This window comes from Kitasatospora sp. NPDC004240, from assembly GCF_053603215.1.
In genome coordinates this window covers 1-20,494 of sequence record NZ_JBSGFD010000157.1, presented here as the reverse complement: position 1 = coordinate 20,494, position 20,494 = coordinate 1, and the positions used below count along the sequence as shown (strand labels likewise).

Genomic DNA, 20,494 nt, shown 5'->3' with positions numbered 1-20,494 from the left:
GCCGCGCCGGCGGCCTCGGCGGTCGCCGGGCCCGCGTCGCGGGCCGCGCGCCGGTCCGCCTCGGCGCGGGCCGCCCGGGTGGCGGCGTGCTCCGGACCGGGGGCGGCGCGGTGCGGGACCAGGGCCGTGCGGTGGCGGCGGCCCAGCTCGTCGCGGACGTCCCGCAGGCCCTCGGAGCCGTCCGACGGGGTCGCCGCGGCGGTCGGACCCACGGTCCGGTCGACGGTCGGCTCCACGGCGGTCGGACCCACGGCCCGGTCCTCGACGACGGCCTGCCCGTTCGCGCCCCCGCCCGTGTCCCGGTCCACCCCTTCGTCCGCGCCCTCGTCGCGGCTCCCGGTGCGGTCCTCGCCGCGGTCCTCGCCGCGGTCCTCGCCGCGGTCCTCGTCGGCGCCGTCGTCGGCGCCGTCCCACCGGCCGTCTCCGTGGCCCTCGTCGTTCCACCCCTCGCCGCCCCGGTCCGGCCAGGGGTGGCCGTCCTGGGCGCGCGGGGGCGCCGGCGAGGGCGCGGCGACCGCCACGGTGGCCGGCATCAGCGGCAGGAGCAGCCCGATCGCCGCCGCCGCGAACAGCCGCCGGCGACGGCCCGGGCGGCGGACGCGGTCAGGGGTCCGGCGGGTACGACCGGGGGAGGGAGCGGCGGGCAGCGGCCCGAGCAGCGCGTACGAGGATGCAGCCACGGTCGGAGGTCCTTCCGACGGCCGGCCCCGCACGGGCGGGGTCGGCGGCGGGACAGCTCCGGACCAGCCTCACACACTCCGACAATCCAGGCATTTCGAACACTCGGCCTCCGCCCGGCCGCCGCTCCCTCCCTGCCTCCCCGCGGCTCAGGCCCTCAGCACGACCTTGCCGACCTGCTCGCCGGCCTCCAGCAGCCGGTGCCCCTCGGCGGCCCCGGTGAGCGGCAGCACCCGGTGGACCACCGGTTTCACCACGCCCGCCTCGACCAGCGGCCACACGTGCTCCCGCACGGCCGCCACGATCGCCGCCTTCTCGGCCGGCGGGCGCCCGCGCAGGTTGGTGGCGATCACCGCGCCGCGCTTGCGCAGCAGGGCGCCGAGGTCGAGCTCGGCCTTGACGCCGCCCTGCAGGCCGATGATCACCAGCCGGCCGTTGACCGCCAGCGCGTCCACGTTCCGCTTCAGGTACTTGGCGCCCATGATGTCCAGGATCACGTCCGCCCCGGCGCCGCCGGTGGCCTCGCGCAGCACCTCGACGAAGTCCTGCTCGCGGTAGTCGATCGTGATGTCGGCGCCGAGCTCGGCGCACCGGGCCAGCTTCGCGGCGCTGCCCGCCGTCACCGCCACCCGGGCGCCGACCGCCTTGGCCAGCTGGATCGCCATGGTGCCGATCCCGCTGGCCCCGCCGTGCACCAGGACGGTCTCGCCGGGGCGCAGGTGGGCGGTCAGGAAGACGTTGGACCAGACGGTCGAGGCGACCTCCGGCAGCGCGGCGGCCTCCGTCATGTCCAGCCCCTTGGGCACCGGCAGCAGCTGCCCGGCCGGCACCGCGACCCGCTGGGCGTAGCCGCCGCCCGCGAGCAGCGCGCACACCTCGTCGCCCACCGCCCACCCGGCCACGCCGGGGCCGAGCGCGACGATCCGCCCGGCGCACTCCAGACCCGGGTAGGGCGAGGCACCGGGCGGCGGGTCGTAGAAGCCCTGCCGCTGGAGCAGATCGGCGCGGTTGACGGCGGTGGCCGCGACCTCCACCAGGACCTCGCCCTCGGCGGGCACCGGGTCGGGCACCTCCGCCCAGACGAGTGCCTCGGGGCCGCCGGGTTCGGGAATCGTCATCGCATGCATGCCCCGAAACTACTGCGTGGCCGCCGCCCGCCGCGCGTGCCCCGCGCGGTCCGTACGGCCGCGCCGGGCACGGCGGTTCAGCCCGCCAGGCCGTCCAGCACCTCGGCGCCGGGCAGCCGCGCCAGCGCCGGCCCGGGCAGGATCAGCTTGCCGCGCCGCCGTCCGCTGCCGACCAGCACGTACGGCGTCGCGGCCACCGCAGGGTCGATCAGGAGCGGCCAGTCGGCGGGCAGGCCGACCGGGGTGATGCCGCCGTACTCCATGCCGGTCCGTTCGACGGCGGTGTCCATCGGCGCGAAGGAGGCCTTGCGGGCCGCCATCCGCTGACGGACGGCGCGGTTGACGTCCACCCGGGTGTGGGCGAGGGCCAGGCAGCCGGCCAGGGTGGTCTCCCCGCCGCGTTTGGCGGCCACCACCACGCAGTTGGCCGAGGCCTCGGCCGGGACGTCGTACTCGGCGCAGAAGACCGCGGTGTCCGCCTTCCCCGGGTCGGTGTCCACGTACAGGACCGACCGGGCCGCCTCCCGGTCGTCCCAGTTCTTCAGCGCGTCGGCCACCGGCGGGGCCAGCAGCTCCCAGACGTCCAGGGCCACCGCGACCGTCTCGAAGGTGCCGAACGGGGCGTGCAGTTGCTCGCTCATACCGCGACTCTAACGAACCGGGGCCACCGGCCCGCGGATCACGATCACCCGGTCGGTGAGCTGCAGCGTGGCGGCCTCCGGCTCGGTGTAGTTGATCACCCGCCGGCCGCGCACCACGGCCACCACCAGGTCGTCGAGGTCGCGCGGGCTCTGCCCTGCCTCGGCCCGGGTCACCGGGCGCTCGTGGACGTCCAGGCCGGTGCCGTAGGTGAGCAGGTCCTCCATGACCGCGCCGGCGTGCGGGCTGAGCATCGACATGCCGAGCAGCCGGCCCGCCGAACTGGAGCTGGTGATCACCACGTCGGCGCCGCTCTGCCGCAGCAGCGGGGCGTTCTCGTCCTCGCGGACGGCCGCCACCACGGTGGCGCCCTTGTTGAGCTGACGCGCGGTCAACGTGATGAGCACCGCGGTGTCGTCGCGTTCGGGGGCGACCACCACCCGGGAGGCGTCGGGCAGTCCGGCCCGCAGCAGGGTGTCGCTGCGGGTGGCGTCGCCGACCACGCCCACCAGCCCGTGCTGGGCGGCCTGGTCGATCACCTTGCGCTGCGGGTCGACGACCACGATCTCGTCCTTGCGCACCCCCTGTCCGACCAGGGTTTCGACGGCGGTGCGGCCCTTGGTCCCGTACCCGATCACGACGGTGTGCTCGCGCACGGTGGACCTCCAGCGGTTCAACCGCCACTGGTGGCGGGTGCGTTCGGTGAGCACCTCGAGGGTGGTGCCGACCAGGATGATGAGGAAGAGCACCCGCAGCGGGGTGATCACGAAGATGTTGGTGAGCCGGGCGCTGTCGCTGAACGGCGTGATGTCGCCGTACCCGGTGGTGGAGAGGGTGACGGTGGCGTAGTACGCGGCGTCCAGGAAGCTCAGCCCGCCGCCCGCGTTGTCGTTGTAGCCGTCGCGGTCCAGCCAGACGATGACGGCGGTGGAGAGCAGGACGCCCAGCGCGATCAGCAGCCGCGAGCCGACCTGGCGCAGCGCGGGCACGGCACGCCGGGCGGGCAGCACCACGCCGGCGTCGGCCCAGGAGCCGTCGGCGGGGCGCCGCGTGCGGGAGCCGGCCCCGCGGCCCTTCCCGGTGATCACGGCGCCTCCAGCAGTTCGACCCGCCCGCCGGCCGCGACGCCGCCGGGCGGCACCACGGCGAGCGCGTCGGCCCGGGCCAGCCCGCGCAGCATCGCGGGGCCGTCGAAGGCCAGCGGCAGCACCCCGAGCGGGCCCCGCCGCACCGGCAGCAGCCGGGTGTCGACGGGGTGGCCCGGCAGGTCGACCGCGGCGGGCGCGAGCTCGCCCTCCCCCGCGCTCCGGCCGGCCAGGGCGTGCAGCAGCGGCAGCGCGAGGGTGACGGTGCCGGCCACCGCCGCCAGCGGGTTGCCGGGCAGGCCCACCAGGTGCCGCCCGCCGGGCAGCGCGGCCAGCAGCATGGGGTGGCCGGGGCGGACGGCGACGCCGTCGACCAGCAGTTCGGCGCCGGTCTCGGCGAGCGCCCGGTGCAGGAAGTCGACCGGGCCGGCCGCGGTGCCGCCGGTGGTCACCACCACATCGGCGGTGGAGTGCCGGACGGCGTCCCGTAGCAGCCCGAAGTCGTCCCGTACGGCGCGGGGTTCGCCCACCTCGGCGCCGGCCGCGCGCAGCCACGGCGGCAGCAGCGGGCCGAGCGCGTCCCGGACCCGGCCCGGCCCGGGCAGTCCGGAGTCCAGCAACTCGTCGCCGAGGACGAGCAGTTCGACCACCGGACGGCGGCGCACCGGGAGCCGGTCGTGGCCGCTGGCGGCGGCCAGGCCCAGCACCGCCGGGCCGACCGGGGTGCCGGCCGGCAGCAGTGTCTCGCCGCGGCGGCACTCCTGGCCGCGCGGGCGGACGTCCTGACCGGGGGTCAGCGAGCCCGGGGCGCGGTCGTGCAGCAGCGCGCCCTGCCGCTCGCCGTGCTCGCGGCGCAGCACCGCGGTGGCGCCGGGCGGCAGCTGGGCGCCGGTGGCGATCTCGACGGCGGCGCCGTCGGCAAGGACCGCGGTGGCCGGCTCCCCGGCCAGCAGCCGGCCGCAGACCCGCCAGGGGCCGGGGCCGGCGACGGCCCAGCCGTCCATCGCGGAGGTGTCGAAGGCGGGCAGGTCGGTGAGCGCCGTCAGCGGTTCGGCCAGGGTGCGGCCGAGGGCGTCGGCGAGCGCCAGGGTGTGCGGCGGCAGCGGGCGCAGCCCGGCCCGGCGGGCCAGCTCGCGGGCGCGGGCCCAGTCGGTCGTCATCGCGCGCCGCGGTCCGGCCACGGCGGTGCTCACGGACCCTCCGCGTCGGCGGCCGTCCAGCGCTCGGCGAGCGCGGCCGTCCGCCGCGAGGCCTCGGCCACCGCCTGCGGGCCGCCTCCCTGCTGGGCCGCGGCGTAGCCGATCAGGAAGGCGGTCAGCGGCGCGGCCGGCCGGGCCACTCCGTGCGCGACCACCCGGGCGAGGTCGAGCAGTCCTTTGACGTCGACGTCCAACTCGATGCCCAGTTCGTCCCGGACCTCGGCGATCCAGTCGTCCAGCGTGCGCTCCATGGCCCCCATGCTGCCCGATGCGCCGGACGACCGGGATGTTTGCCCCATGAGCGGCGCGCGTCGTTTCGCTCACGCCGAGGTGGGGAGCGCTGTGAGCGTCAGTCGTGGCGTTCGGCGCGCTCGCGTTCGCGGGCCTGGGCGAGGTCCTCCCAGGTGTCGCAGTCGTAGGTGACGCTGTCGGTGTCGGCCAGCCGCAGGGTGCGCAGTCCGCCGGTGAGCAGGCGCAGCGGGCGGCCGGCCGGGTCGCCGAGGGCGGCGAGCGCGGCGCGCAGGGCGGCGGTGCGGTAGGCGGCGGCGAGCGGCTGCTCGCGTCCGCCGGCGTCGACCAGGACGGCGGCCTCGGCGCCCTCCCCCTCGGCACCTTCGGAGCCCTCGGCACCCGCTCCCGCGTCGGCCGCGTCCCGGGCCAGGGCGTCGACCAGGCGTCGGACCGTCCGCTCGTCCAGGAACGGCAGGTCGGCGGCGAACAGCAGCACCACGTCCGCGGTCACCTCGGCGAGGCCCGCCGCGACCGCGGCCACCGGGCCGCCGCCGGGCGGCCGTTCGCGGGTCCAGCGGACCCCGGCGCGGGCGGTGGGCCGGACCGGGCCGACCACCACGGTGGTCCGGGCACCGGCGCAGGCGGCGAGCACCCGGTCCAGCAGGGTCGTCTCGCCGACGGTGAGGCCGGGCTTGTCCGCTCCGCCGAGCCGGCGGGCGGCGCCCCCGGCCGGCACGATCACGTCGTACGGCGTCATGCCGCCAGTATCACGCGCCCGGTCAGCCCGCCGGAGGCCGCTCCCCGGATCCGGCGGACCCGTTCACCGACCCGCCCGTCGCGGACCCGTTCGCCGACCCGTCCGGTGCGGCCCCGTCCATCGCGGCCTCGGGTGCGGCCGGGGCCTCCTCGGCGGTCTCCCGGGCGGTGGCGGCGGACGCGCACAGCTCCAGCACGGCCGGCAGGGTCAGCCCCCCGTACCGGGCGCCCATCGCCGCGACCAGCGCCTCGGAGTCGGCGGGGTGCTCGGCCAGCAGCCGGTCGAAGTCCTGCAGGTACTCGCCGGTGAAGGCGAGCACCCGGGCCGACTCGTCGCCCTGATCGGGCGCCCGGTGGCCGGCGATCACCCGGTCGGCGCCGAGCTCGGCGATCCGGCCGAGGTTGCGGATCCACTCCACGCGCTCGCCGGGGGTGGTGTCGGCGGTCCAGACGTGGGTGCCGTTCCAGGCGAAATCCCCGGCGATCACCGTCCGGGCGCTGGGCACGTGCACCACGGTGGAGCCGCCGCAGTCGCCCTGCCCGAGCAGCAGCACCTGGATCAGCTGGTGGTCGATCGTCAACGGCTGCGGCAGCAGCTGGGCGGGCACCAGCGGGTGGTCCGGGATGTCGTCGCCGTACACCGGCTTCCACTGGGCGACCTTGGCGGCGGCGGTGCGCAGGATGCCGTCCACCACGGGCGGCGCGGCCAGCAGCTGCGCCTCGGGGAAGAGCCTGAGCACCTCCTCGACGCCGAAGTAGTGGTCGGGGTGCTGGTGGGTGATGAGGACGGCGAGCAGCCGGCGGCCCTTGCCGGCCACCCACTCGGCGAGTTCGCGGCCGGCGCTGCGGGTCAGCTGGGCGTCCACCAGGATCGCGGTCCGCTCGCCGAGGATCAGCGTGGAGGTGGCGAAGAACGCCGACTCCGGGCCGGTGAAGACGGCGGTCTCCAGCGGACGGACCGGCGCGGCGCCGCCGTCCGGCCCGGTGGCACGCTCCGCGCCCCCCTCGGGGCCCTCCTCGGGCGGGGACGAGGTCACGTGGCTGCTGCCTCTCTGCTCGGCGGTCGGATTCCCTGCGCCCTACAGCATGGGAGCAGCGGCCGCCGAATGCGGGGAAGGCGCGCCCGACCGGACGCGCCTCCCGGGACGGCCGGCTATGCGGCGAGCGCCTTGCCCTTGCGGCCGGCCTCCGCCAGGGCCTCCTCCTTGGAGCGGCGGGCGTGCTCGACGAAGTCGGCCATCGCCGGGTTGGTCCCGGCCAGGGTGAACTCGGGGACGATGAAGTCGACCTCCAGCCCGAGCATCCCGGTCAGCACCTTCTCCAGGTAGGTGGTGACGAACTCGAAGCTCTCACGCGGGCTGCCGGGCCCGTACGAGCCGCCGCGCGCCGAGACCACGACGACCTTCTTGCCGGCCGCGGAGGGGTTCTCGCCCGCCGTGCGGCCGACCAGGATCACCTGGTCCAGCCAGGCCTTGAGGCTGGACGGGATCGTGAAGTTGTACATCGGGGTGCCGATGACGATCACGTCGGCCCCCTCCAGCTCCTCGATCAGCTCGGTGCGCAGCGCGAAGGCGGCGGCCTGCCCGGGGCTGTGCGTCTGCGCGGGGGCGAAGCCGGCCGAGATGCCGTCGGCGGTCAGGTGCGGCAGCGGTACGGCGGCGAGGTCCCGGTGGACGACGGTGCCGTCGGGGTTCTGGGCCTGCCAGGCCGCCCGGAACGCGGCGGAGACCTCTCGGGAGACCGAGCCCTCGGCGAACGCGGACGCGTCGAGGTGCAGCAGAGTGGCCATGACAGTACCTCCATAGGATAAGTAGCTGCTGTTTTCTCTGCAGCTGCCATAACCGTAGCAGCTTACTTTTTATTAGTCACCAGGGCGTGCCGAGTAGGCTGTGAGACATGGCCCAGCAAGAGGTAGCGACGACCAGCCCGGCCCAGGCCGACGGCAGCCTTGAGGCGTGCGTGAACGCGGCCCCCGCCTGCGGCGGCGTCGACCATGCGCTGACCAGGGTCTTCGCCCTGCTGGGCAAGCGCTGGACGGGCCTCGTGGTGGCCGTCCTGCGGCACGGCCCCGGCTACTTCTCCGAGCTGCGCCGCGCGATCCCCGGCATCAGCGAGCGCATGCTCTCCGACCGGCTCACCGAACTCGCCGAGGCCGGACTGGTGGTCCGCGAGGTCGACGAGGGCCCGCCGCTGCGGGTCAGCTACCGGCTCACCGAGGCCGGCGCCGCGCTGGGCCCGGCGCTCGCCGAGCTCTCCCGCTGGGCCGAGCAGCACCTGCCCGAGAGCGCGCTGAAGCCGCCCGCCTGCTGAACCACCGGCGACCGGAACCCGGAAACGCGAGGGCCCGCCTGCCGGTAGCGGCAGGCGGGCCCTCGCGTCGGTCCCAGGGGTGTCACTTGCCCCGGAGCTTGGCGACCCGGTCGGCCAGACCCCAGGCGGTCACCCGCCACAGCGCCTCGACCACGATGCTGCGGCTCATCTTGGAGGCCCCGAGCTCGCGCTCGACGAAGGTGATCGGCACCTCGGCCACCTTGAAGCCCTTCTTCACCGTCCGCCACGCCAGGTCGACCTGGAAGCAGTACCCGGCCGAGGCGACCTCGTCCATGCCCAGCCCCAGCAGCGTCTCCTTGCGGAACGCGCGGTAGCCGCCGGTCACGTCCCTGATCGGCACGTTCAGCATCAGCCGCGAGTACGTCGAGCCGCCGCGCGAGAGCAGCAGCCGCGACTTCGGCCAGTTCACCACCCGGCCACCGGTCACCCAGCGCGAACCCAGCACCAGGTCGGCGCCGCGCAGCGCGGTCAGCAGCCGGGGCAGCTCCTCGGGCTGGTGCGAGCCGTCGGCGTCCATCTCGACCAGGACGTCGTAGCCCTCGTCGATGCCCCAGCGGAAGCCCGCCAGGTAGGCGGCGCCCAGGCCCTCCTTGCCCCGACGGTGCATGACGTGCACGTTCGGGTCCTCGACGGCCAGCTTGTCGGCGAGGTCACCGGTGCCGTCCGGGCTGTTGTCGTCCGCGACCAGGACGTGCGCCTCGGGCACCGCGGCCCGTACCCGGCCGACGATCCGCTCGACGTTCTCCGCCTCGTTGAAGGTCGGAACGATCACCAGCACCCTGCCGAGGTCAGCAAAACTCTGCTGCTTCACGGTCACGTACAAACCTCTCGGCCAGGGGGTGTGAACAGTGCCGGCCCTCATCGCCCGCACTCGGGACGCGATTGGACCGGCGTCCCGCCGATGTGGACATCTCGACATGACATATCCATGAACCACCGCGTCCTGGCATCCTACTACCACACTCTCGCACCCCCGGAATGACCGCGGCGCACCCCCGCGGCCCCGGGGGACTCCGGGGCGCAACCCGCCGTTTCCCCGGCGACAGCACCGGTCGGCTAGGGTCGATTGCCCAGCCTCACGGCAGCTGAAGGAGTAGGACCGCGCGCATGGACAGGCTCGTCAACACTGTCCGCCCGTACGCGTGGGGGTCGGTCACCGCAATCCCCGCGCTGCTCGGGCAGGACCCCACCGGAGAACCGCAGGCAGAACTGTGGATGGGCGCCCACCCCGGCGCGCCCTCCAGGGCCGACCGCGGCGACGGCCCCCGCCGCCTGGACGAGCTGATCGCCGACGACCCCGAGCGCGAGCTCGGCGCCGCCACGGTGGCCCGCTTCGGTCCGACCCTGCCGTTCCTCTTCAAGGTCCTCGCCGCCGGCACCCCGCTGTCCATCCAGGCCCACCCCACGGTGGCCCAGGCCGTGGCCGGGTACGCCGAGGAGAACGCCCGCGCAATCCCGCTGGACGCCCCGGACCGCAACTACCGCGACGCCAACCACAAGCCCGAACTCATCTGCGCCCTGGACGAGTTCGACGGTCTCTGCGGCTTCCGCCGGCCCGCCGGGGCGGCGGGGCTGCTGGCCGGGCTGCGGCTGCCCGCGCTCGACCCGCTGATCGCCCTGCTGAACGGTCCCGAGGAGTCCGAGGCGCTCAGCCGGGCCCTCGCCGCGATCCTCACCATGCCGCCGGCCGAGGCGGCCCCGCTGATCCGCGACACCGCGGAGGCCGTCGACAAGGCCGCCGCCGGCGACCCGGACGGACCGTACGCGCCGTACACCCGGATCACCCGGGACTTCCCCGGCGACCGCGGCCTGCTGGCCGGGCTGCTGCTCAACCACTTCCGGCTGCGGGCCGGCGAGGCGATCTACCTCGGCGCCGGCGTCCCGCACGCCTATCTGCACGGCAGCTGCGTCGAGCTGATGGCCAACTCCGACAACGTGCTGCGCGCCGGGCTCACCCCCAAGCACATCGACGTGCCGGAGCTGCTCAAGGTGGTCGTCTTCACCGGCGGCGCCCCCGTGGTGCTGCACCCGCTCACCGTCCCCGGCACCCCGGGCGAGGAGCTCTACCCCGTCCCGATCGACGAGTTCCGGCTCTCCCGCTTCGAGCTGGCCGGGGAGCCCCGGCAGGTCGACGGCGGGACCCCGCAGATCCTGCTCTGCACCGCGGGCGCCGTCCGGCTGACCGCAGCCGACGGCACCGGACTGGACCTCGCCCGCGGCGGGTCCGCCTTCCTGCCCGCCACCGGCGCCCCGACCACCCTGACCGGCCCCGGCACGCTCTTCCGCGCCACCGTCACCCTCTGATCCGCCGCCATCTCCTGAGCCGCCGTCACCCTCCGGCCCGCCGCGGGCCCCGGGCCACCGCCGGCTCCGGAGGAGCGGCGCCCTCGACGCGACGCCGGGTGCCCGGGGACTACTCCCGGGTCATGTCGACGAAGCGCGAGTAGTGGCCCTGGAAGGCGACGGTGATGGTGGCGGTGGGGCCGTTGCGGTGCTTGGCGACGATCAGGTCGGCCTCACCGGCGCGGGGGGACTCCTTCTCGTAGGCGTCCTCGCGGTGGAGCAGGATGACCATGTCGGCGTCCTGCTCGATCGAGCCGGACTCACGCAGGTCGGAGACCATCGGCCGCTTGTCGGTGCGCTGCTCGGGGCCACGGTTCAGCTGGGACAGCGCGATCACCGGGACCTCCAGCTCCTTGGCGAGGAGCTTGAGGTTACGGGACATGTCCGAGACCTCCTGCTGACGGTTCTCGGCCCGGCGGGAGCCGCCGGACTGCATCAGCTGGAGGTAGTCGATGACGATCAGCTTGATGTCGTTGCGCTGCTTGAGACGGCGGCACTTGGCGCGGATCTCCATCATCGACAGGTTCGGCGAGTCGTCGATGAACAGCGGCGCGGCGCTGACGTCCGGCATCCGGCGGGCGACCCGGGTCCAGTCCTCGTCGGTCATGTTGCCGGAGCGCATGTGGTGCAGCGCGACCCGGGCCTCGGCCGAGAGCAGGCGCATCGCGATCTCGTTTCGGCCCATCTCCAGCGAGAAGATCACGCTCGGCAGCTGGTTGTGGATCGAGCAGGCCCGCGCGAAGTCCAGCGCGAGGGTGGACTTGCCCATCGCGGGACGGGCGGCGATGACGATCATCTGGCCGGGGTGCAGGCCGTTGGTCAGCTGGTCGAAGTCGGCGAAGCCGGTGGGGACGCCGGACATCTGGCCCTGGCGGGAGCCGATCGCCTCGATCTCGTCGAGCGCGCCCTCCATGATGTCGGCGAGCGGGGCGTAGTCCTCGTTGGTGCGCTGCTCGGTGACCGCGTAGATCTCGGCCTGGGCCGCGTTGACGATCTCGTCGACGTCGCCCTCGGCCGCGTAGCCCATGCCGGCGATCCGGGTGCCGGCCTCGACCAGCCGCCGCAGCACCGCGCGCTCGTGGACGATCGCGGCGTAGTACTCGGCGTTGGCCGCGGTCGGGACGGAGTTGACCAGGGTGTGCAGGTAGCCGGGGCCGCCGACCCGGACCAGCTCGCCGCGCTTGGTCAGCTCGGCGGCCACGGTGATCGGGTCGGCCGGCTCGCCGCGGGCGTAGAGGTCGAGGATCGCGCCGTGGATCAGCTCGTGGGCCGGGCGGTAGTAGTCGGCCGGCTTGAGGATCTCGACGACGTCGGCGATGGCGTCCTTGGAGAGCAGCATGCCGCCGAGGACGGACTGCTCGGCGACCAGGTCCTGCGGGGGGACCCGCTCGAAGCCGTCGGCGCCGTCGGGGCGCCCGTCGTCGTCCCGGCGCTGCTTGCCCCCGTCGCGCTGGAAGCCCCCGGAGCCCTTGCCGCCCTGGAAGCCGCCCTTCTGGAAACCGCCCTGGCCGTCGCGGCCGCCCTGGCCGCCGCGGCCCCGGGAGACCGGGAGCCGGTCGCCCGGCCCCTCCGGGAAGGGGTCGTCGGCGAAGGCGCCGGCCGGGAAGGCGTCGTCGACGGGCTGCCAGTCCTCCGGCGGCGGCGGAACGTCGTGGTCGTCGTACTGGGGGCCGGTCACGCGTGTTCCCCGATCAGCGAGTGGTGCGAGTTTGGAGCGGGCCTTGCCGGTGGCTGGGTGGAGCACCGGGCGTGCTCCTCTTCTTTTTCTACGCCCCCGCACCGACAAATCGGACGCCGGGGCGGATGGAAGTGTCGGGCGAGCGACCCACGCTAAAGCGCCGGGCGGCCTCACGCCAAGGCGGTTATCCACAGGGGGTGTGGACGAGCGGGCCACGACTGTGGAGAAGTGCCGCAAACCTGTGGACACCCCTGTGGAAAGGGCTGTGGATAACCACATCATCGATCCACCACAAACCGGCTGACCTGGGATTACCTTCTCCCGGGGCTGTGCATGAGAAATTCTTCACACACAGCCGGGTGGCCCTGCCCACACACCCGGTCGGCGTAGTCGCTCACATTGCCGAGTAATGATTGAAACCACCTGGCAGTCATTACCTGTGGATAGGTAGCCTGGAGTCCATGACCACACCGCCCGCCACCGCCCGCCGCCGGCACGACCGGGAGATCCTCGCTCTCGCCGTCCCGGCCTTCGGCGCCCTGGTCGCCGAGCCGCTCTTCCTGATGGCCGACTCGGCGATCGTCGGCCACCTGGGCACCTCCCAGCTGGCCGGTGTCGGGGTCGCCTCGGCCGCGCTCGCCACCGCCACCGGGGTCTTCGTCTTCCTCGCGTACGCCACCACCGCCGCGGTCGCCCGCCGGATCGGTGCCGGGGACCGCCGGGCCGCCGTCCAGCAGGGCGTCGACGGCATCTGGCTGGCACTGGCGCTGTCCGTCGTCGTGGTCGCGCTGACCCTGCCGCTGGCGCCCTGGATCGCCGAGGTGCTGGGCGCCTCCGACACGGCGGCCCCGTACGCGGTCACCTACCTGCGGATCAGCGCGCTCGGCATACCGGCGATGCTCATGGTGATGGCCGCGACCGGCGTGCTGCGCGGGCTCCAGGACACCCGGACGCCGCTCGTGGTGGCCGTCGCCGGCTTCGCCGCCAACCTCGGGCTCAACGCCCTCCTGGTGTACGGCGCCGGGCTCGGGGTGGCCGGCTCGGCCTGGGGTACGGTGCTGGCGCAGACCGGGATGGCGGCCGCCTACGTGCTCGTGGTGGTCCGCGGCGCCCGCCGGGAGCGCGCCTCGCTGCGGCCGGACGCGGCCGGGATCCGGGCCTGCGCCAAGGCCGGCGGGCCGCTGATGATCCGCACGCTCAGCCTGCGCGCGATCCTGATGATCGCCACCGCGGTGGCCGCCGGGCTCGGCGACGACGAGGTGGCCGCGCACCAGATCGCGATGACCGTCTTCCTCTTCGTCGCCTTCGCCCTGGACGCCGTCGCGATCGCCGGCCAGGCGATCATCGGCCGCTACCTGGGCGCCGGGGACGTGCCGGGGGCCAGGGCCGCCACCCGGCGGATGGTCGAGTGGGGCGCCGGCGCCGGCCTGGTGTTCGGCCTGCTGGTGGTGGTGGCCCGGCCGCTGTACGTACCGCTGTTCACCCCCGACCCGGCGGTGCAGGGGCAGCTGACCACCGTGCTGCTGCTGCTCGCGCTCTGCCAGCCGGTGGCCGGCGTGGTCTTCGTCCTGGACGGGGTGCTGATGGGCGCGGGCGACGGCCCGTTCCTGGCGTGGGCGATGCTGGCCACGCTCGCGGTGTTCGCCCCGCTGGCGCTCGCCGTACCGGTGCTGGGCCTGGGGCTGGGCGGGCTCTGGTGGGCGATGAACCTGTTCATGCTGGTGCGAGGCCTCTTCCTGGTGCTGCGCACCCGGGGCGGCCACTGGCTGGTCACCGGCGCCGTCCGGGCCTGAGGCCGTACCCGCTCACCCCCCGTACCCCGCCCGCGCCCCAGTGGCCCGGGAACGGCCGAGGGCCGGACCCCCGTACGGGAGTCCGGCCCTCGAACGCTGCTGGGAGGCTCAGGCAGCCACGACGTTGACGTCGAGGTTGGCCTGGACGTCGGAGTGCAGCTTGACCGAGACCTTGTGGGTGCCCACGGTCTTGATCGGCGAGGCGATCGCGACGGCGCGCTTGTCCACGGCGGGGCCGCCGGCGGCCTTGATGGCCTCGACGACGTCGGCCTGGGTCACCGAGCCGAACAGACGGCCGGCCTCGCCCGAGCGAACGGCCAGCTTGACCTGGACGCCCTCCAGCTTGCCCTTGACCTCGTTGGCGGCCTCGAGGGTCTGGATCTCGTGGATCTTGCGGGCGCGACGGATGGCGTCGACGTCCTTCTGGCCGCCCTTGGTCCAGCGGATGGCGAAGCCACGCGGGACCAGGAAGTTGCGGGCGTAGCCGTCCTTGACCTCGACGACCTCGCCGGCCGAGCCGAGACCCGGCACCTCGTGAGTGAGGATGATCTTCATGTTTCGGTCACCCTCTCTTAGCGCGCGGTGCTGGTGTAGGGCAGCAGCGCCATCTCACGGCTGTTCTTCACGGCCGTGGCGACGTCACGCTGGTGCTGGGTGCAGTTGCCGGTGACCCGGCGGGCACGGATCTTGCCGCGGTCGGAGATGTACTTCCGCAGCAGGTTCGTGTCCTTGTAGTCAACGTAGTTGACCTTGTCCTTGCAGAAGACGCAAACCTTCTTCTTCGGCTTGCGAGCAGGCGGCTTCGCCATTGTGTGCTCCATATGGGGTTCACGACCCGGGCGGTGCCTCACGGCACCGGGCCCGGACCGCACGAAATCTGTCAGCTCTTAGAACGGGGGCTCTTCCGAGAAGCCGCCACCGGACGGGGCGCCCCAGCCGCCACCCTGGTTGCCACCAGAGGGGGCGCTGGACGCCCAGGGGTCGTCGGACGGGCCGGACTGGCCGCCGGAGTTGCCACCCCAGCCGCCGCCCTGCTGGCCGCCACCGCCGCCCCAGGAACCGCCCTGGCCGCCGCCCTGCTGGCCGCCGCCGAAGCCGCCGCCACCGGGACCGCCGGACCGGTTGGCCCGGGTGACCTTCGCGGTCGCCGAGCGCAGGCTCGGACCGACCTCGTCGACCTCGACCTCGAAGACCGTCCGCTTCTCGCCTTCCTTGGTCTCGTAGGACCGCTGGCGCAGCCGGCCCTGCACGATGACGCGCATGCCACGCTGGAGCGACTCGGCGACGTTCTCCGCCGGCTGCCGCCAGACGTTGCACGTGAGGAAGAGGCTCTCGCCGTCCTTCCACTCGTTCGTCTGACGGTCGAAGGTGCGGGGGGTGGACGCGATGCGGAACTTCGCGACCGCCGCACCCGACGGGGTGAAGCGCAGCTCGGGGTCGTCGACGAGATTGCCGACGAGGGTGATGACGGTCTCGCCTGCCATGGTGGTGATGACCTCTCGGGAAGATGTCCGTTCAGTGGTGTTTCACGTGAAACATCACTTGCGAGCTACCCGAGACCCGAAGGCCTCAGAGGTGGCTCAGTGGGTGTCCGGGCGCAGGACCTTGGTCCGGAGAACCGACTCGCTCAGGCCCAGCTGGCGGTCGAGCTCCTTGACGACCTCAGGCGTGGCCTTGAGGTCGATGACCGAGTAGATGCCCTCGGACTGCTTGTTGATCTCGTAAGCCAGACGGCGGCGACCCCAGGTGTCGACCTTCTCCACGTTGCCGCCACCCTGGCGAACGACGTTGAGGAAGCCCTCGATCAGGGGGGAGACGGCGCGCTCCTCGACCGACGGGTCGAGGATGACCATGATCTCGTAGTGACGCATGAGTTAACCCACCTCCTTTGGACTCAGCGGCCACGGTCTCTCCGTGGCAGGAGGGTTGTGCAGCGTCGGCACCGGAGCAGTGTGACGACACCGGAACCACCGTAGTGACCGGGTCTGACAATCGGCCCCGACGACCTCCGAGGAGGCGGCCCGCCCGGAAGAGGGCGCAAGGGGGCACAACTACACCAGTGCAGACCGCACAGCCTACCCGCACCCGTACGGCCGAACAAAACGCATAGGGGTTGTGATCCCCGCCCTATCGCCGCAATCTGGACGGAACGGGTTGCCCGCCCGTTCGTCTCCCTCCCCTGGAGGTGGGTTTCATGGCCCAGTCCGTCCACCGGTTCCCCGCCCTCACCCTGAACACCGACGGTCACCGGCACCCCCGGGAGAACACCCTGGTCGCCGTCGCGGCCGTGCTCGGGATCGTGTCCTTCACGACCGCCTTCTTCCACAACCTCCATCTGCTGACCTCCTGGACCGGGCTGTTCGGGATCGTCGCCGGGCTGTGGGGGCAGTTCGTCTCGGTGACCACCGCCGAACGGTTCGTCCTGGTCGTCTCGCTCGGCGCCTCGGCGCTCGCCTTCTACCTGGGAGTGGCCCGCGGGGGCCTGTGGGGCTGACCCGCCGGCCGCGGCCGGCGCGCTGACCCGGCGGCCGCCCCGGGCCCGCTCCCCCGGAACGTTCCGCGCCCCCGTCACGTACCTACCTGTGGGACAGGTACGCGACGGGGGCGCCGCCGTGCCCGTGGCCCACGTGACCCCGGACGATAAGGTCAGCCCGAGAACCCGGGGCCCACCGCAGCCCGACCGACGAGGAGCACCGAGCATGAGCCTTCGCCTGAGGACGATCACCCGCGAGGAGCACCTCGCCTTCATCAGGGGCCGCGCCTCGGCCAGCCACATGCAGGTGCCGTCCTGGGGCGATGTGAAGGCCGAGTGGCGCTCGGAGTCGATCGGCTGGTTCGACGAGTCGAACCAGATCGTCGGCGCCGGCCTGGTCCTCTACCGCCAACTGCCGAAGCTCAAGCGCTACCTCGCCTACCTGCCCGAGGGCCCGGTGATCGACTGGTTCGACCGCGACCTCGACCGCTGGCTCAAGCCGATGCTGGAGCACCTGAAGTCGCAGGGCGCCTTCTCGGTGAAGATGGGCCCGCCGGTGGTCATCCGCCGCTGGAACGCCCCCAGCATCAAGGAGGCCATCGCCGCCAAGCAGGCCAAGCGCCTGCGCGACGTCGAGGCCGACTGGTACGAGCCGCGCGCCTTCGAGGTGGCGGACCGGCTGCGCAAGGCCGGCTGGCTGCAGGGCGAGGACGGCGGTGCCGGCTTCGGCGACGTCCAGCCCCGCTACGTGTTCCAGGTGCCGCTGGCCAACCGCTCGCTGGACGACATCCAGAAGGGCTTCAACCAGCTCTGGCGCCGCAACATCAAGAAGGCCGAGAAGAGCGGCGTCGAGGTGGTCCAGGGCGGCTACGACGAGCTGCCGGTCTTCCACCAGCTCTACCTGGTCACCGCCGAGCGCGACCGCTTCACCCCGCGCCCGCTGTCCTACTTCCAGCGCATGTGGAAGGCCCTCACCGCCGAGGACCCCAACCGCATGCGGCTGTACATCGCCTACCACGAGGGCGAGCCGCTGGCCGCGACCACGATGCTCGTGGTCGGCGAGCACGTCTGGTACTCCTACGGCGCCTCCGCCAACCACAAGCGCGAGGTCAAGCCGTCCAACGCGATCCAGTGGCGGATGATGCGCGACTCGTACGCGCTCGGCGGCGGGGTCTACGACCTGCGCGGCATCAGTGACACGCTGGACGAGAACGATCACCTGTTCGGCCTGATCCAGTTCAAGGTCGGCACCGGCGGCCAGGCGGCCGAGTACCTCGGCGAGTGGGACTTCCCGCTCAACAAGCTGCTGCACAAGGCGCTCGACCTCTACATGTCGCGCCGCTGAGCCCGCCGAGCCGCCGGCACCCCCGAACACCTCCTGGGAGATGACCCGATGACCCTGTCGCTGTACCTCGACACCGAGCGCTGGCGCACCCACCAGCGATCCGTGCTGGCCGAGTTCCCCGGCCTGGTGCCGGTGGCCAAGGGCAACGGCTACGGCCTGGGCAACCACCGGCTCGCCGAGGAGGCGACCCTGTTGGGCACCGGGGTGCTGGCCGTCGGCACCGCCTACGAGGCGGCGGACGCCGCCGACTGGTACGGCGGCGAGCTGCTGGTGCTGACCCCCTACCGGGTCGGCGAGGAGGTGCTGCCGCTGCCGCACGCCCGGGTGATCCGGACGGTCTCCAGCCTGGAGGCGGTGCGCGCGCTGCCCGGCGCCCGGGTGGTGGTGGAGTGCATGACCACCATGCGCCGGCACGGCGTGCAGGCCGCCGACCTCCCGGCGGTCGCCGCCGAGCTGGACGGGGTCACCTTCGAGGGCCTGGCCCTGCACCTGCCGATGGACCGCCCGGACGGCTCCGACCCGGTCTCCGAGGTGGCGTACTGGGTGGACACCGCCCGGGCCGCCGGTGTGCCGGTGCACACGGTGTTCGTCAGCCACCTCGGCGCGGCGGGCATGGGCCAGCTGGCGCAGCGCTACCCGGACGTGGTCTTCCGCGCCCGGATCGGCACCCGGCTCTGGCTGGGCGACCACGGCGCGCTGGAGGTCCGGGCCACCGTCCTGGACGTCACCAGGGTGGTCAAGGGCGACCGTTACGGCTACCGCCAGCACCCGGCGCCCTCCGACGGCCACCTGCTGGTGGTCGCCGGGGGCACCGCGCACGGCATCGGCCTGGAGGCGCCCAAGTACGTGCAGGGCATGTCCTCGCGGGCCAAGGGCATCGCCCGGGCGGGCCTGGCGACCGTCAACAAGACCAAGTCGCCCTACATCTGGGCGGGCAAGCAGCTCTGGTTCGCCGAGCCGCCGCACATGCAGGTCTCGCTGCTGTTCCTGGACGGCGAGACCGAGCCGCCGGCCATCGGCGACGAGCTCGGTCTCCAGGTGCGGCACACCACCACGCACTTCGACCGCGTGGTGGACCGCTGAGCGTCCCGGACCGTCAGGTACGGTCGGCCGGCTCCGGATCGGGCTCGCGCAGCCAGTCCGCGGGGCCGGCCGGCGCGTACGCGGCGTAGCTCGCCTCCTCCTGGAGGCGGCGGGCGGTGCCGAGCACGACGACGTCCGGCGCCCCGTCCAGCACGCCGCCGGACGGGTCGTCACTGCCGTCCCAGCGCACCGGGTCGCGGTCCGGCAGCAGGATGTCGCGGATCACCAGGGCGCACAGGTAGAGCGTGCCGAGCAGGTGCAGGATGATCGCGAAGTTGTACCAGGTGTCGCCGATCCCGTGCTGCTTGGGGCTGGTGACGAAGCCCAGGTGGGACCAGATGCCCAGGGTGTAGAGCACCTCGCAGGCCTGCCAGATCAGGAAGTCGCGCCAGCGCGGCCGGGCCAGCGCCGCGAGCGGGATCAGCCAGAGCACGTACTGCGGCGAGTAGACCTTGTTGACCAGGACGAACGCGGCCACCACCAGGAAGGCCAGCTGGGTCAGCCGCGGGCGGCGCGGCGCGGAGAGGGCCAGCCACGCTATCCCCAGGCAGCAGAGCACCATCAGCAGGCCGATGAGCAGGTCCAGGGTCTCCAGGGAGCTGCCGCGGCTCTGCATCAGGATCAGCCAGAAGGAGCCGTAGTCCTCCTTGCGGTGCTTGCTGAACACGTAGAAGGTCGACCAGCCCTGCCAGTTGGCCAGCATGACCGGCAGGTTGACCACCAGCCAGGCGCCCGCCGCGCCGCCGAGCATCACCCGGAACTCGCGCCAGCGGCCGGCCCGCCAGCAGAGCACCAGCAGCGGGCCGAGCAGCAGCAGCGGGTAGAGCTTGGCGGCGGTGGCCAGTCCGATGAACACCCCGGCCCAGAAGGGCTTGGAGCCCGCCCACCAGGCCAGTGCCACGGCGGCCAGCGCGACCGCCAGCAGGTCCCAGTTGACGGTGGCGTTCAGCAGCAGGCAGGGCGCCAGGGCGAACAGCAGCGCGTCCCAGGGGCGGCGCCGGTGGATCCGGGTCAGCGCGACCACGGCGACCACGGCGCAGGCCATCAGCATCCCGGCGTTGATCGCCCAGAACCACTTCTCCTGGTCCGCCAGCGTGCCCCCGCCGGGCGTCAGCCAGGCCGCGACCTGCATGAACAGGCCGGTGAGCACGGGGTACTCCAGGTACTGCAGATCACCGGTGGCCCCCGGGATCGCGTCCACGTACGGGCTCAGCCCGGCCGCGAAGCCGCGTCCGGAGAACAGGTGCGGGATGTCGCTGTAGCAGGCGTGCACGTACTGCGGCGAACCCGGGCTGAACCAGGCGCCGTTGTAGCAGGACACCTTCTGCACCATGCCCAGCACCGAGACCACGATCACCGTCAGCGCCAGGAAGCGCGCCGGGATCCACCAGGAGACGCCGAGCAGGGCCCGCCGTCCGGGCGGGCCGCCGAACACCTCGCTGCCGGCCGCCGCGACCGGGTCCTCGTCCGCCGGCACGACCACCGTGTTGGGCAGGACGGCTTCGGCCACGGCCGTACCGTCGCCGGCCGGGGGTCCGCCCGGCCCGGCTGATTCGTCATGCGCGCTCGACGTCATGCCGGACATCCTGCCGCACAGGTCCACACCAAGAAAGCAGCGGTGGGGGGGGGGGGCCGGGGGGGGGGGGCCGCCCCGCCGCGCGGGGGGGCCGGCCCGCGGCGCCGCCCCTACCCCCCCCCCCCAGCCCGCACCGCCGCGCCCTGGGGTGCGCGGG

Annotated in this window: 20 protein-coding genes and 2 pseudogenes; 6 read left to right on the top strand and 16 right to left on the bottom strand. The window is 73.5% G+C overall.

The window, feature by feature from the left end; translation table 11 throughout:
- From ACWEQL_RS31670 to ACWEQL_RS31630, 9 genes and pseudogenes are all read right to left on the bottom strand, one after another.
- Positions 1-680 (bottom strand): annotated as a pseudogene (locus ACWEQL_RS31670) (hypothetical protein); the annotation flags it as partial.
- Positions 681-827: 147 nt separating this feature from the next.
- Positions 828-1,805, bottom strand: a complete 978-nt coding sequence (locus tag ACWEQL_RS31665; RefSeq protein ID WP_452153794.1) for an NAD(P)H-quinone oxidoreductase — start codon at positions 1,803-1,805, stop codon at positions 828-830.
- 77 nt (positions 1,806-1,882) lie between these two features.
- Positions 1,883-2,434 carry a YbaK/EbsC family protein gene (locus tag ACWEQL_RS31660; RefSeq protein ID WP_452153796.1) on the bottom strand — a complete coding sequence of 184 codons (552 nt, stop codon included), beginning with the start codon at positions 2,432-2,434 and terminating at the stop codon, positions 1,883-1,885.
- Between the two features lie 21 nt (positions 2,435-2,455).
- Entirely contained in the window at positions 2,456-3,532 is a 1,077-nt protein-coding gene (locus tag ACWEQL_RS31655) for a potassium channel family protein (protein WP_452153793.1), read from the bottom strand.
- Entirely contained in the window at positions 3,529-4,689 is a 1,161-nt protein-coding gene (locus ACWEQL_RS31650) for a molybdopterin molybdotransferase MoeA (protein ID WP_452153795.1), read from the bottom strand. Before ACWEQL_RS31650 ends, ACWEQL_RS31655 begins: the two co-directional genes overlap by 4 nt.
- A 29-nt stretch (positions 4,690-4,718) precedes the next feature.
- Positions 4,719-4,967: pseudogene (locus tag ACWEQL_RS31645) on the bottom strand (DUF6457 domain-containing protein); the annotation flags it as partial.
- Positions 4,968-5,077: 110 nt separating this feature from the next.
- Positions 5,078-5,716 (bottom strand): molybdenum cofactor guanylyltransferase, encoded by a 639-nt coding sequence (gene mobA, locus ACWEQL_RS31640; RefSeq protein ID WP_452153792.1) that lies wholly within the window; start codon positions 5,714-5,716, stop codon positions 5,078-5,080.
- A 22-nt stretch (positions 5,717-5,738) separates the two neighbouring features.
- On the bottom strand, positions 5,739-6,752 hold the full coding sequence (locus ACWEQL_RS31635) for an MBL fold metallo-hydrolase (protein ID WP_452153791.1): 1,014 nt from the start codon (positions 6,750-6,752) through the stop codon (positions 5,739-5,741).
- A gap of 116 nt (positions 6,753-6,868) precedes the next feature.
- Positions 6,869-7,504, bottom strand: coding sequence for an FMN-dependent NADH-azoreductase (locus ACWEQL_RS31630; protein ID WP_452153790.1), 636 nt, complete (start codon positions 7,502-7,504; stop codon positions 6,869-6,871).
- Positions 7,505-7,611: 107 nt separating this feature from the next.
- On the opposite strand from ACWEQL_RS31630, the gene ACWEQL_RS31625 reads away from it, so the two are divergent.
- A complete protein-coding gene (locus tag ACWEQL_RS31625) occupies positions 7,612-8,025 on the top strand; it encodes a winged helix-turn-helix transcriptional regulator (RefSeq protein ID WP_452153789.1) in 414 nt (137 codons plus the stop codon).
- Positions 8,026-8,107: 82 nt separating this feature from the next.
- Here the strand turns inward: ACWEQL_RS31625 and ACWEQL_RS31620 are convergent, their stop codons facing one another.
- Positions 8,108-8,863, bottom strand: coding sequence for a polyprenol monophosphomannose synthase (locus tag ACWEQL_RS31620; protein WP_452153788.1), 756 nt, complete (start codon positions 8,861-8,863; stop codon positions 8,108-8,110).
- Positions 8,864-9,153: 290 nt separating this feature from the next.
- Here ACWEQL_RS31620 and manA point away from each other — a divergent pair, with 290 nt between their 5' ends.
- A complete protein-coding gene (gene manA / locus ACWEQL_RS31615; RefSeq protein WP_452153787.1) occupies positions 9,154-10,350 on the top strand; it encodes a mannose-6-phosphate isomerase, class I in 1,197 nt (398 codons plus the stop codon).
- Between the two features lie 109 nt (positions 10,351-10,459).
- Here the strand turns inward: manA and dnaB are convergent, their stop codons facing one another.
- Positions 10,460-12,067, bottom strand: a complete 1,608-nt coding sequence (gene dnaB, locus ACWEQL_RS31610) for a replicative DNA helicase (RefSeq protein ID WP_452153786.1) — start codon at positions 12,065-12,067, stop codon at positions 10,460-10,462.
- Positions 12,068-12,528: 461 nt separating this feature from the next.
- Here dnaB and ACWEQL_RS31605 point away from each other — a divergent pair, with 461 nt between their 5' ends.
- Positions 12,529-13,860, top strand: a complete 1,332-nt coding sequence (locus ACWEQL_RS31605) for an MATE family efflux transporter (RefSeq protein WP_452153785.1) — start codon at positions 12,529-12,531, stop codon at positions 13,858-13,860.
- Positions 13,861-13,968: 108 nt separating this feature from the next.
- Here ACWEQL_RS31605 and rplI read toward each other — a convergent pair whose 3' ends face one another.
- The 4 genes from rplI to rpsF all read right to left on the bottom strand — a co-directional run bounded on the left by rplI (position 13,969) and on the right by rpsF (position 15,731).
- Positions 13,969-14,415, bottom strand: coding sequence for a 50S ribosomal protein L9 (rplI, locus tag ACWEQL_RS31600; protein ID WP_452153784.1), 447 nt, complete (start codon positions 14,413-14,415; stop codon positions 13,969-13,971).
- A 17-nt stretch (positions 14,416-14,432) separates the two neighbouring features.
- Complete coding sequence (gene rpsR / locus ACWEQL_RS31595; RefSeq protein ID WP_030059640.1) at positions 14,433-14,669, bottom strand: 30S ribosomal protein S18; 237 nt, start codon at positions 14,667-14,669, stop codon at positions 14,433-14,435.
- Positions 14,670-14,747: 78 nt separating this feature from the next.
- Entirely contained in the window at positions 14,748-15,344 is a 597-nt protein-coding gene (locus ACWEQL_RS31590; RefSeq protein ID WP_452153783.1) for a single-stranded DNA-binding protein, read from the bottom strand.
- 96 nt (positions 15,345-15,440) lie between these two features.
- Positions 15,441-15,731, bottom strand: coding sequence for a 30S ribosomal protein S6 (gene rpsF, locus ACWEQL_RS31585; protein WP_452153782.1), 291 nt, complete (start codon positions 15,729-15,731; stop codon positions 15,441-15,443).
- 323 nt (positions 15,732-16,054) lie between these two features.
- Here rpsF and ACWEQL_RS31580 point away from each other — a divergent pair, with 323 nt between their 5' ends.
- The 3 genes from ACWEQL_RS31580 to ACWEQL_RS31570 all read left to right on the top strand — a co-directional run bounded on the left by ACWEQL_RS31580 (position 16,055) and on the right by ACWEQL_RS31570 (position 18,761).
- A complete protein-coding gene (locus ACWEQL_RS31580; protein ID WP_452153781.1) occupies positions 16,055-16,354 on the top strand; it encodes a hypothetical protein in 300 nt (99 codons plus the stop codon).
- A gap of 205 nt (positions 16,355-16,559) precedes the next feature.
- Complete coding sequence (locus tag ACWEQL_RS31575) at positions 16,560-17,678, top strand: lipid II:glycine glycyltransferase FemX (protein WP_452153780.1); 1,119 nt, start codon at positions 16,560-16,562, stop codon at positions 17,676-17,678.
- Positions 17,679-17,726: 48 nt separating this feature from the next.
- Complete coding sequence (locus ACWEQL_RS31570; RefSeq protein ID WP_452153779.1) at positions 17,727-18,761, top strand: alanine racemase; 1,035 nt, start codon at positions 17,727-17,729, stop codon at positions 18,759-18,761.
- Positions 18,762-18,774: 13 nt separating this feature from the next.
- Here ACWEQL_RS31570 and ACWEQL_RS31565 read toward each other — a convergent pair whose 3' ends face one another.
- On the bottom strand, positions 18,775-20,337 hold the full coding sequence (locus ACWEQL_RS31565; protein ID WP_452153778.1) for a glycosyltransferase family 87 protein: 1,563 nt from the start codon (positions 20,335-20,337) through the stop codon (positions 18,775-18,777).
- Positions 20,338-20,494: the final 157 nt, after the last annotated feature.